Below are 11,533 nucleotides of genomic sequence, written 5' to 3' on the forward strand. Positions count from 1 at the left end.
ACCGACCGGTTTCCCCGCCGTCGGCCGGGCATGGAAGAACCGCCCGCGCCGCCCGCGAAGTCGGTACAGGCACCGGGTGTCCGAAAAGTGCCATGGGCACCTTCGTGAATCTTGATCAATCCGTGTCGAATTCGCACGTAACAGCCCGTCCCGGCACCCGATGATCACGCTGGGCTCCCGGTTGGATAACGAAACCGGGCACGACTACGTGAAGGGCCCTGACAGTTGCGGCAATCTGGAAGTAGCGGGTCGAATCGGGCCCGCTGGGTGTAGTGGCAGGGGAAGTGGTCGCGTGAGCACGAAGGAACTGAAAGAGCGAGAGCGCGGGCATACGACGGTGCTGTCCCCTCCCGAGTCGGCGAATCTCCCGGTGGTGGAACCCAATCCACGCGGACACCAGGCGGGGGAGCGCTGCCGGGAGGTCGGCTGCGGAGACTGCCACTGGGATGTGCAGCGGCTGAAATATTGGCTGCGCGGGCGGCTGCTGGCCTCCGGCGCGGACGACGCCGACGTGGACAAGCCGCTGGGCGCGCAGACGCCGTCGCTGCTGTGGCGCCGCGGCAACCGCCTGTGCGCGATCGAGGTGCGCAGCGAACCGGTGTCGCTGGCCCACGCGCAGGAGCGCACGGCGCGCCTGCGCGCCGTCGGCTGCCACGAGGTGCTGTGGCTGTGCCCGCCCGGCTTCTGGGTCGCACGGCTCCCGGCGCTGGGCGTCGACGACTTCGCGGCGGAGGCGTGTGACTACCGGGTGGTCGCCGGTATGGTCGCGGCGGGGCCGTCCGGCGTGGTGGTGCCGCGGGAGAAACCCTGGGCGGTAAAGGAATTCATCGAAGACTGGGTGGCCGGGGAGCTGGCCTGGGGATACCGCGACGAGACCACGGGAGGATGGGCCACAGTGACCGACTGGGAGCAGCACACGCGTGCGCAAGCCCTTGTCATCGCACAGCAGCGCCAGGAACTGGTGAACCAGCGCACGGCGCTGGCGCTGGCGCGCAAGGCGACCCGCGACAAGGCCAAGCAGGTGCACAAGCTGCTGCACCGGCTCGAACGTGCCGAGGAGACTGCCGACCAGCTCGATGCCACGCGCCGCCGGTTGGTCGATCACCACCGCGTCGACGCCACCCTGCGGGTGACCATCGCCAAACAGCGCGAGGCGCTGCTGCACTGGCAGCTGATCACCTGCTTCGCCATGCTCGTGATCGTGACGTTCATCGCGGCGGGGTTGATGCTGCGCTGAGCGCCCGGCCTGCGGCGACGGCCGCGACCGTGCCGAGCCCGGCGCTGCCGACCACGATCGGCCATGCCAGCGGGCCGAGCGGCACACACCCGAAGAACCGGTTCACGCCCGGCGTCATGATGATCGCGGCGAGTAGCGCGGAGCTGCCCGCGACCGTGGTCCACACCAGCGGACTGCGGTAACCGATCACCAGCGTCTGGCCCAGCTGTGTGCCGATGAGCGCCGCGAGCGCCATGGTCTCCGCCCGGCGCCGGCGGCCGGTGGCCCGGCCCAGCAACCACGCGCTGCCCGCGCCGACGGCGGTGCAGGCCCCGCGCACCGCGACCGCGCGCAGGAACGCACCGCCCAGATCCGGCGGCGCGCCCAGCGTGGATTCGCCGTCGTCGGCGACCGTGCGGTGCGAGAGGGCGACCGCCATCGAGGGCCCCAGATCGGTGAGCAGGTTGACCACCAGGAACTGCCGGGTGCCGATCGGCGCGCGCCCGGACAGCACGGTGCCGAGCACGGTGAACACCACTTCGCCCGCATTGCCGCCGACCAGGACGCCGATCGCGTCGCGCACTCGGTGCCACATGCTGCGGCCCTCGGCCAGGGCCTGCAGCAGCACGGCCGGATCCATGCCGCCGCTCGACCGGGTGAGGATCAGGTCGGCGGCCTCGCGCGCCGCGACCGAGCCGCGGGCGGCCAGCCCGATGCCGACGTCGGCCGTGCGGATGGCCGCGGCGTCGTTGCTGCCGTCGCCGACCATCGCCACGGTGTGCCGGTGCCGCTGCAGCGCGGAGACGATGCGCACCTTGTGTTCCGGGGAGACGCGGGCGAAGACGGTGGCCCGCTCGATGAGGTCGGCCCGCCCGTCCTCGTCGAGCGAGTCGAGGTCGGCGCCGGTGGCCATGACGTCGGCGGGGATGCCGAGCTGATCGGCGACCGCGCGGGCGGTGACCGGATGGTCGCCGGTGATCATGCGGATCCCGATATCGTTGCGCGCCAGCTCGCGGACGAGCCGGGGCGTCTGCGGGCGCGGGTGATCGGCGATGCCGACGAACCCGAGCAGGGTGAGGTGCTCGACCTCGCCGTCGACGTCGTCGGGAGCCGCCGCGAAGTCCCGGCGGGCCACCACGAGTACCCGGAGCCCGCGCTCGGCCAGCCGCTGGACCGCCTCCTCGGCGTCCGCACGGGCGGCCGCGGTGAATTCCGAAACCCGGTGTCCGCCAGCGCCGTCGGCGCGCAACAGCTGTGTGCAACGCGGCAGCAGCACCTCCGGCGCGCCCTTGACGGCCAGCCGGATGTGGTGGGCGGTATGGCCGATGGCGGCCGCGTAGCCGCGGAAGCTCTCGAACGGCACCTCCTCGATGGGATCCCAGACCTTGGCGGCGCGGGCGCCCAGCTCGACGTCGGCGGCCTCGACGACGGCGCGGTCGGTGGCGTGCACGGGCGGCCCGTCGGCGGCGCCCGGACAGGCGCGGGCGGCCGCCCGCAGCAGCCGCCGCGACTGCGGCGACGCCGCGAAATCCCCGCTGTCCCACTGTTCGTCGAGATCGGCGAGGGCGACCAGGTCCAGCTTGCCCTCGGTGAGGGTGCCGGTCTTGTCGAAGCACACCGTGTCGACGCGGCCGAGCGCCTCGATGGTGCGGCCGCTGCGCACCAGGACGCCGTGCCGCGACAGCCGCCGGGTCGCGGCGAGCTGCGCGACCGTGGCGACCAGCGGGAGGCCCTCCGGAACGGCCGCGACCGCGACGGCCAGCCCATCGGCCAGCGCGGGCCGCAGCGGCATCCCGCGCAGGAAACTCGTTACGGTGACCGTGGTTCCACCGCCCAGTGTGAAGGGCAGCACGCGCTCGGTGAGTTCGCGCAGGCGGGCCTGGACCCCGCCGGACGGGGGCGGCCCGGCGGCGGCGAGCGCGCGTCCCGACTCGGTTCCCGGCCCCACCGCGACCACCACCGCGCGTGCGGTGCCGCTGACCACGACTCCGCCCTCGAATACCATGCAGGCGCGATCGCTCAGTGCCGCGCCGGGTGTCGCGGCGGTCTGCTTGTCGACCGTCACCGACTCCCCGGTCAGTCCCGACTCGTCGAGCTCGAGCCCGTCTGTGGTCAGCAGCCGGGCGTCGGCGGGCACGACCTCGCCGGTTTTCAGGGCGATGACGTCGCCGGGCCGCAGATCGTCCGCGGCCGTGCGGATCTCGCGATCGCCCGTGACCCGGCGCGCCTGCAGCCGTTCACCGAGCAGCAGGTCGTGCAGCGACAGCCGCGCACGGCGGCGCTGCAGCGCGGACACCGCGGCATTGAGTCCGAGCACGGCGCCGACCAGTATCGCATCGGTGGGGGAGCCGAGTAGCGCGGCCGCGACCGCGCCGACCGCCAGCAGCGGGGTCATCGGGTCGGCCAGCTCGCGGCGCATCTGCCGGGCCAGGTCGGCCACAGTTGTTGCGGGCGTGGCGAATTGCCGCCCGAGCCGGGACGCGGCCGCGGCGAGCAGTGACGGCGGCGGCGCGGGCGCGCGATGTGGTTCCGGCAGCCGGGCCCGGACCTCGTCGGGCTCCAGCGCATGCCAAGGCACCAGCGCGATGCTCGCCGGCGCGGGTGCGCGGGCGGCGCGGCGGCCTTGCGTCAACCCGGTCGCCAGGCCCAGCATGGTGGCCGCCGCGATCGGGCTGCTGGCACGGGCGGGGCGGGCGCCCGCGCGGCCGGATGCCAGCAGCAGCCCGCTGAGGGTGGCGGCCGACAGCGTCAGTACGCGCCCCCGGTCGCTCACCTGCCGGGCCGGGCCGGTCGCGCCGAGGATCTGCCGTACGCACCCCAGATCGGGGCAGACCACGCCCGCCTGCCAGGGAATCTCGACCGTCCCGTCGGCGCGCCGGGTGGCCATGCCGATCCCCACGTCGGCGGCGCCGAGCGCCCGGTGCGTGCGCCTGCTGACCACGGCGACCACGTGCCCTTGCTCCTGGAGCCGGTGGACGAGCCCGGAGGCGGAACCGCCCGCCGTCACGAATTCGTCGGCGCTGCGCCGCAATTCGCCCGCGTCCTCGCCGCCGACCAGCACCACCCGCAGCCCCGCCTGCCGCGCGGTGGTGAGTAGGCCGACGGCGTCCGGATGCGGCTCTCTGCCGATGAGCACCCTGCCGACGGACCGCCCGCGCTCCCGCAACACACACCAATGCGGGTCCTCCATGTCGGTCCCTAGGTCGTCCGCGACATCGGAATACGCCGCGCTTCCGCCCGGTGCCGAGTGTGGCCCGTGGTCGGTTTCGGGGTGTGTTGCGTTTTCGCCGGGTGGCGAGTGTGGCCCGTGGTCGGTTTCGGAGTGTGCTGCGTTTCCACCCGGTGCCGAAGGTGGGGCGTGGTCGGTTTCGGAGTGTGTCGCAGTTCCGGCGGGTGCCGAATGTGGTGCGTGGGACGCTTCGGAGTTCGCTGTGCTGGGGCGAGGTAGCGAATGTGGGGCGTGGTCCGTGGCGTTGTTCCGGTGGTCCGGGGAACCGCCTGTATCCGCCTCGTCGGTATCGAGGGTGATCGAGAGATCTCGGCGGTCGTGGCCCCGGGGCGGCGGGACCGGCAGTTCGGATCCGTTGCGCCACAGCAGGCGTTGCGCCGCGCTCCAGACCTGGTCGGTCGGCCAGGTGCCGTCGGTGGATTCGGCGGTCAGGACGACGGGGCGGCGGCCGCGCAGGACGCGGTGGTCGACGACGACGGCGGAGGTCCGGTCCAGGCGGCGCCACAGCCGTGGATCGAGCGTCAGCGCGCCGCGCGCGGACAGGGCGACAGCCAGTGTGGCGGCGAAGGTTTCGCGACCGGCGCGGGCCGCCTTCGGCACCCCGGATACCGCCGCGTCGGCGGCATCGCCCAGGCCCCGCCCGCCGAGCACGGTCGCGGCGGCGGCGAGGGCCGACGTGCTGCCGACCTCCTCGGCGCAGCGCTCGACCGGGCCGCGCGGGCGCGGCCCGGGACGAGGCCGGGGCGCCCGGTACTCCGGCACGTCCGGATGGTTCGGGTCGGCGATCAGATCTTCCCAGCGCCGCCATTGGCCGTATCGCGCGGCGGCCTCCGCCAGCCGGGTGGCGCGATGCACGGCATCGGCGAACAGCCCGGCGGCCTCGGCGTCCATGGCCTGGCCGACGGCGGTGGCGACGCTGAGCACGGTGTCGGTGCGGTGGCGCCCCAACTGCGCTTCCAGCATTCGGCGCACCTGTGGCTGCCCGTCCGCCAGCGCCACCGCGGCCCGGAACGCGTGCGCGGGAGCGGGGACCGGCAGCAGCCGACCGGTGAGCGCCGCGCCGAGGCCCACGACATCGCCGATCAGCTGCAGCGCCGATGTGAGCACCGGTTCCCGATCGGAGGGATGTTCGTATCGGCGGCTCCACGACCGGTCTCCCGTTCCGGCCTGTGCTTCGACATGATCGAGGATCGCTTCCAGGCGCGCGGGCGGCAGCAGTGCCGGATCGGCGGCCACCGTGACCCTGCCGGTGGCGGCGTTGATCCGCAGCCACTCGACTCCGGCCGCCCGGTCCAGCTGCCGCCGCAGCAGCTCACCGACCCCGGTGCCGTCGGCGGAACGCAGTCCGCGCACCTCCGCGTGAATACGGTTGCCGTGCACCGTGATCCGTCGATGCCGCCGCCGCTTGCGGGGGTCGAGCAGGGCGGTCAGCTCGCGGCCGACGCCGTCGGACAGATCCGTCACCGCGGTGCGGGTCCGCGGATCCGCCAGGCGTGCGGCCGCCTCGACCGGGCGCCGCACCAGGCCCACGGTCGCGCCGGTGACGGCCAGCGGCACCCGGATCGGCGCCGACACGATTCCGCTGAGCGACACCATCAGTTCGCACTGTGCGCCGGGCGCGTGGACTTCCGGCGTGTCGGCGGCTGCTTGTTCGATTCGTTCGAGGCCCCGGGCCCGGAGGTCCGCGAGCGGGTCGTCGTCCGGCCTGGCGCCTTCCGCGCGGCGGTCTTCCGGGCGGACGAGTGCTGTCCGGACGCCTTCGAGTCGGCTGCCTTCCTGGCGGACGTGTTCGACGCGGACGTCTTCGACGCGGCTGCCTTTGGCTCGGGTGACATCGGTGCAGGTGTCTTCGAGGTGGATGTCTTCGGTGCGGGTGTCGTCGAGGTGACTGCTTTTGGCGCGGGTGTCTTCGGTGCGGGTGTCTTCGAGGTGGCTGCCTTTGGCGCCGGTGTCTTCGGTGCGGGCGTCCTCGAGGCGGAGGACTTCGGCGCTGGTGCCCTCCGTGCGGGCGTGTCCGATCCCGCTGCCCTCGTCGCCGCCGACGCGGACCGCGCTCCGGACCTCGACCGTCGCAGCAGGTAGGCGGTGCCCGCGACGCCGCCAACCGTCAATGCCACCGGCCACTCGATCAGTCCGGCCAGCCCCGCGGTGGCGAGGCCGACCGCCGCGGCCCTCGGCGCGTCTATTCGGCCTTTGGATCCGGCGATCGCGCCCTGGATGCCGCCACGCGCCGCTCCGGTCACGGCACCGGCGCTCGCGCCCGCGACCGCCCGAATCCCCTGCACCGCCGTGGACGCCGCGGCGCCCGACACCTTCACAATCCCCGACGCAATACTCATGGTCAACCTCGGCTGTCGAAATGTGCGATGTGCTGGACCTGCCCGCAAACCCGCCGCACAAACATCGGCGCCGTGCCGGAATATCCCCGCGGGCCGGCGGCTCACTCGCCGCGGGTCAGGCGGAACGGTCCGCGTTCCCAGCGCCAGCCGTGGCATAGCGCCATGGCGCTCAGATCGACGATGTCGATGCCGGTCTCATCGATGTAGCGGCGGAATTCGGGCCAGGCGAGCGGACCCTCCGCGAGGCGGTTGCGGAGGATATTCTCGTGGCGGGCGTCGACGGTGTGGCGCCGCAGGTCCGGCTCGCCGAGGCGGCTGCCGGTGAAAACCAGCCAGCCCCAGCCGCGTTCGTGCGCCCAGGCACGAGCGGCGTCGAGCTTGACCCGGTTGCCGTGGACCGCGACGCGCCCCATCGGCACCACATCGATCAGTACGACGCGGCCGTCGGTGAGCCGGGCGGCGACGGTGGGGTAGTGGGTGCGCTCGGCCAGGTCCAGGCGGTAGTCGACGGCGGCCGGGCGCTCGGTGAAGGTGGCGACCTGCTCGCTCTCGTCGAGCATACGCAGCAGCCGTGCCTCCAGCGCGGTGTCGAAAGTCGTTTCCCGGCCCAGCTTCTCGGCGAATACGGAGCCGCGCGCATCGTCGTCGGCATCCGCGGTGGGGACCGGGGCGCCGGGCAGGTCGGCGGGTGCGCCCGCGGGCCACTCCGCGCGCCGCAGCAGCGGAACCAACTGTCCGGCAACCGGTTCGGTGTGTCGCGGGGTGGGCAGATGCCAGCGGCCGCGCTGCTGCCACCCGGCGATGCGCTGAAAGACGAAGCCCGCCATGCGTTTGGCGTCCATCAGCGCGTGACCGGCCAGCCGCAGCCGCAGATAGGCCAGGTCCTGCGCGGCGATATCGCTGTCGGTGGCGTAGATTTCGGCCAGCAGCGTGCGAACCAGCCGCTCGTCGCCCCAGCCGACCGGGTAGCGCTCGGCGAACACCGCGGTGTCCGGGAACCCGGTGGCCTGCACCCGTCTGACGATCTGGCCCACGGCGCGGGTGTACAACTGCCGCACCCGATCTCGTGACAGCTCGTGCCGCGCCCCGATCAGCGTCAGCGTCTCCGGGCGCTCGCCGTCGAGCCCGAGGCGCGGCGTGATCAACTCGGCGCTGCGCGGGCGCTCCTCGGCCTGGATGGCCACCATCGCGGCGAGGGTCTCGTCGGCCTCCTCGAGCCCGAACGAGATGCCCTCGCGCAGGTCGTCGAGCAGGCCGGTCCGCAGTTCCTCGATCCGGCTCGTCGTCACCACTTCCGCCCGCCTTCGCTACTTCGTTCGAAAAGCGTATCGCTGCAACCGGTCTGCGCGCGGTAACGCCGGGTTCGTGTCGGAGTCGCCGAGGGGTCGATCGGGCGGATCAGCCTGCATGGGTCGGGAGGGGCGGGAGCCGTCGGGCCTATCGCGCCTCGCGATCCCGAACCGGCTAAGCACCAGCGCACCGACCCATGCCACGGTCGCGGCGACCTCCAGCGGGCGGACGCCGCCGACGAATCTGGCGCCGTCGACGAATCCGGCGTCGGCGACGAATCCGGCGTCGGCGGGGGATCCGGCGTCGGCGGGGGATCCGGCGTCGGCCAGGATCCGGCGACCGCGCCGAGGATCGCGACGCCGCAGGCCGTGCCGACCTGCCGTGCGGCGTTGGAGGCGCCGGTCGCGAGCCCCGAGCGGTCGGCGGGCGTGGCGCGGACGACCGCGGCGACCACCGATGCGGTGATCAGCCCGCCACCGCAGATCGGCGCACGGCCACACAGTGGGAGCACAAGGTTCTTACCTACAAACTCCAACTGAGGCTTCGACTACTCGCGGATCGAGACAGATCTCAACGATCTCGGCCGCCAGGGTTGGGAAACGGTCAGCACGCTCGCACCCAGCTTCGGCGCGGGCCAGGCCATCGAGGTCGCGGTCATTCCGAAGCGGGCGAAGGCTGACGCCACGACGGCCACGGTTCGGTGGTCGCCGAAGTGTCGGCGCGCGTATGACGGCCCACCGAACTTTCGCGTCGGCTCTCCCGCACGCCGCTGGTGGCGTGCACTACTTGCCGCGTTTGCCGAACCGACCGGAGGGTATGCCGCGTGGGCAGGGCAGATACCCGTTCGATCGGCTGAGGAGGTGGGCAAATGCTAGGCAGGCAACTGTTGGTGGGTGGCGCTGTCGTCGGGTGTGGCGTGCTGGGGCTGGCCGCGTGCGGCGACGATAACGGCACTTCCTCCGAGAAGAAGGACTCCGGGAGCGGAACCTCGGTGTCGACCGCCGCCGCCCCCGGCCGTTCCGGAGCACCCGGGACACCGCCGAGTGGCGACACGGCCGTGGCCGCCGCGCTCGCGGCCTTGCGGACCGCGACCGGTGCGGTGCCCGACGGCAAGCCGTTCGACCTCGAGACCGAAATCAGCGGGGCCGATACGGTTTTCGACGTCAAGGTCGCGTCCAACGGCAATGAATTCAAGGTGCTCATCGATTCGTCGGGCCGCCAGGTGCAGTCGCAACAGCAGGCGGACAAGCCCAGCGACGACATCGCGAAACTGAACACCGCCACGATCACGGCCGAGCAGGCCCTGCAATCGACAGGCTCCCGTGCCCCGGACGCACGCTTCGACGAGATGGAGATCGACGCCGCCGCCGAAGGCACCGTGATCTGGCAGATCCAACTGGCGACCGGCGACAACAACTCCACCACCTACACCGTCGACGCGACGACCGGGCGGCTCAGCGGGCCATAGTGGTGTCAGCGCACAGGAAAGGCCCGGTCGAAACCGGGCCTGACCTGTATGAAACCTGGTGCGCGATACTGGGATTGAACCAGTGACCTCTTCCGTGTCAGGGAAGCGCTCTCCCGCTGAGCTAATCGCGCATGGTGCCTCTCAGAGGCGGCGACGGGAATCGAACCCGTGTGCACGGCTTTGCAGGCCGTTGCCTCACCACTCGGCCACACCGCCAACCAAGGCCGGGTTGGCCTTCGAGCGGATGACGGGATTCGAACCCGCGACCCTCACCTTGGCAAGGTGATGCGCTACCAGCTGCGCTACATCCGCATTTCGCCTCCGGAGGCTCTTTCGCTCCTTCCGGCTGCGAGAGAGAACATTAGCCCACGTTCGCCGCAGTCAACAAATCCGCTGGTAGATGCGGGTGAAACGGAATAACAGCGATGTAGTTCGGCAGGTCGGGAGGTTGACCGCCCGGAGCGAGCCGCTCCCTCACATGTCGTCGACGACGCGGTCCGGAACCGCCCTCGCGCGCCGGTGATGGTACGCGCGATCCGCCGATCCGATCCTCCGGCGAATGCCGAGGTAGACCCGCGATTTGGTGTGACTCGGGTGATGCGTGTTAAGGTTTCGTCTCGTTCGGAACGGTACGCGAACCGCTCTGAACACCTCACAACCCCGGTCCCATAGCTCAGCGGGAGAGCGCTCGCCTCACACGCGAGAGGTCGCTGGTTCGAAACCAGCTGGGACCACCACCAAGAACAAGGCGCAACCAGCCATTTTGTGCTCATTGCGCCTCCTCTCCTTCTGGTTCTTCTTCGACCTGTCACGAGTTGTCACAACTGTGTTCCACGTCTTTGCCGCGGCCCGCAGGGCATCGTCCTGGGAGTGGACGTACCGGCGCATCGTGAAGGCACTGTCGGTGTGGCCCGGCTGTGTCTGGGCACGCACGGTTCGAGCCGGGCTCGCGATCCGGTTTCCCTCGACTTGCCGGTCGCCGGTACCGAGATCCAACCGCGAAGCACGGTCGCAGATGGTGCCGTCGACATCGTCACTCCTGTCAGTCGTCGTTACTGTGAGCGCCAGCGCTGCTGCTCGAATCCGCAATTCGGTCGGAATGTTGTTTCCGCTCTTCAGGTCTTTTCTGCTTCTGCGCCAAAAACGCGATGAGGATGACGGCCCATGCGACCACGCTTTGTGCTAACGCGATGCGGATGTCGGACTGGACTGCCATTGTTACGAGAATGGCGACAATCGCGACTGTGACAATGATCGGCAAGACGGGGTAAAGCCACATCTTGACACCAGTCGTTCCGGAGCGGTGCGTTCCCAGTGTCGTCGCAACTTTAGCTCGGACAGACATATCATTAGATACACGAACAGGAATACCGAGCCAGAAGAGCTGATCAAGAAGAGGAAGACTGTGTCGGGCCACAAGAAGGCAGCGATCACACACCCGTACCCGACAGCTGTACAGGCCAGCACCCCTTTGACGGGGACCCCGCGGTGGTCGATCGAGGTTACCCATCGTGGCGCCTCTCCTCGAGATGCGAGCACGAACAACATCCTTGATGACGTGTACAAGCCGGAATTCAAACACGAGAGAACGGCGGCGAGGACCACAATGTTCATGATTGTGCTCGCTCCTGGCACGCCGATTGTGTCGAGCACCGTAACGAACGGTGACAGGCCCGGCTCGACGGTATTCCACGGCTGGATCGTTACGATCAGGAAAGTGGATAGAACGAAGAACAATAGAACGCGGATTGCGACGGAATTAGTTGTCCTTCTGATCACGCGACCTGGTTCGGGCGACTCAGCAGCAGCGATCGTGACGACCTCGACGCCGGTCATCGAGAAAATGACGACCACGATGCCGGACACGAGTGGCCCGACTCCGTTGGGCAGGAACCCGCCAACGTCGGTCAGGTGCCCGAATCCGCCATAAGACCGTGTCTCATGTCGCTGATTTCGCCTTCGTGAGTTTCTTGTAGCAGGTGAGTGCGGCG

7 protein-coding genes and 4 tRNA genes are annotated in these 11,533 nt (G+C 70.5%); 4 read left to right on the forward strand and 7 right to left on the reverse strand.

The features are described 5' to 3' along the window. The first annotated feature begins 292 nt into the window (after positions 1–292). On the forward strand, positions 293–1,237 hold the full coding sequence (locus ACYVLQ_RS21075; protein ID WP_460699227.1) for a hypothetical protein: 945 nt from the start codon (positions 293–295) through the stop codon (positions 1,235–1,237). On the opposite strand, the gene ACYVLQ_RS21080 is transcribed toward ACYVLQ_RS21075, so the two are convergent. After that, positions 1,209–6,041, reverse strand: a complete 4,833-nt coding sequence (locus ACYVLQ_RS21080) for an HAD-IC family P-type ATPase (RefSeq protein ID WP_460699228.1) — start codon at positions 6,039–6,041, stop codon at positions 1,209–1,211. The two genes, ACYVLQ_RS21075 and ACYVLQ_RS21080, sit on opposite strands and share 29 nt — an antisense overlap. A 51-nt stretch (positions 6,042–6,092) precedes the next feature. On the opposite strand from ACYVLQ_RS21080, the gene ACYVLQ_RS21085 reads away from it, so the two are divergent. After that, positions 6,093–6,527, forward strand: coding sequence for a hypothetical protein (locus tag ACYVLQ_RS21085; protein ID WP_460699229.1), 435 nt, complete (start codon positions 6,093–6,095; stop codon positions 6,525–6,527). Between the two features lie 358 nt (positions 6,528–6,885). Here ACYVLQ_RS21085 and ACYVLQ_RS21090 read toward each other — a convergent pair whose 3' ends face one another. Further along, positions 6,886–8,076, reverse strand: coding sequence for a hypothetical protein (locus tag ACYVLQ_RS21090; protein ID WP_460699230.1), 1,191 nt, complete (start codon positions 8,074–8,076; stop codon positions 6,886–6,888). 866 nt (positions 8,077–8,942) lie between these two features. On the opposite strand from ACYVLQ_RS21090, the gene ACYVLQ_RS21095 reads away from it, so the two are divergent. Continuing rightward, positions 8,943–9,542, forward strand: coding sequence for a PepSY domain-containing protein (locus tag ACYVLQ_RS21095; RefSeq protein ID WP_460699231.1), 600 nt, complete (start codon positions 8,943–8,945; stop codon positions 9,540–9,542). Positions 9,543–9,598: 56 nt separating this feature from the next. On the opposite strand, the gene ACYVLQ_RS21100 is transcribed toward ACYVLQ_RS21095, so the two are convergent. The 3 genes from ACYVLQ_RS21100 to ACYVLQ_RS21110 all read right to left on the reverse strand — a co-directional run bounded on the left by ACYVLQ_RS21100 (position 9,599) and on the right by ACYVLQ_RS21110 (position 9,854). Beyond that, positions 9,599–9,673, reverse strand: a tRNA-Val gene (locus tag ACYVLQ_RS21100). Positions 9,674–9,687: 14 nt separating this feature from the next. Then, positions 9,688–9,758: transfer RNA gene (locus tag ACYVLQ_RS21105), tRNA-Cys, on the reverse strand. A gap of 23 nt (positions 9,759–9,781) precedes the next feature. Then, positions 9,782–9,854: transfer RNA gene (locus ACYVLQ_RS21110), tRNA-Gly, on the reverse strand. Positions 9,855–10,204: 350 nt separating this feature from the next. Here ACYVLQ_RS21110 and ACYVLQ_RS21115 point away from each other — a divergent pair. Further along, positions 10,205–10,279, forward strand: a tRNA-Val gene (locus tag ACYVLQ_RS21115). A 305-nt stretch (positions 10,280–10,584) separates the two neighbouring features. On the opposite strand, the gene ACYVLQ_RS21120 is transcribed toward ACYVLQ_RS21115, so the two are convergent. Both ACYVLQ_RS21120 and ACYVLQ_RS21125 read right to left on the reverse strand, forming a co-directional pair. Then, a complete protein-coding gene (locus ACYVLQ_RS21120) occupies positions 10,585–10,758 on the reverse strand; it encodes a hypothetical protein (protein WP_460699232.1) in 174 nt (57 codons plus the stop codon). A gap of 2 nt (positions 10,759–10,760) precedes the next feature. After that, the gene (locus tag ACYVLQ_RS21125) at positions 10,761–11,453 is read right to left on the reverse strand and encodes an amino acid permease (protein ID WP_460699239.1); all 693 of its coding nucleotides are present in this window, start codon (positions 11,451–11,453) and stop codon (positions 10,761–10,763) included. Between the last annotated feature and the right edge of the window lie 80 nt (positions 11,454–11,533).

This window comes from Nocardia thraciensis, from assembly GCF_054782435.1.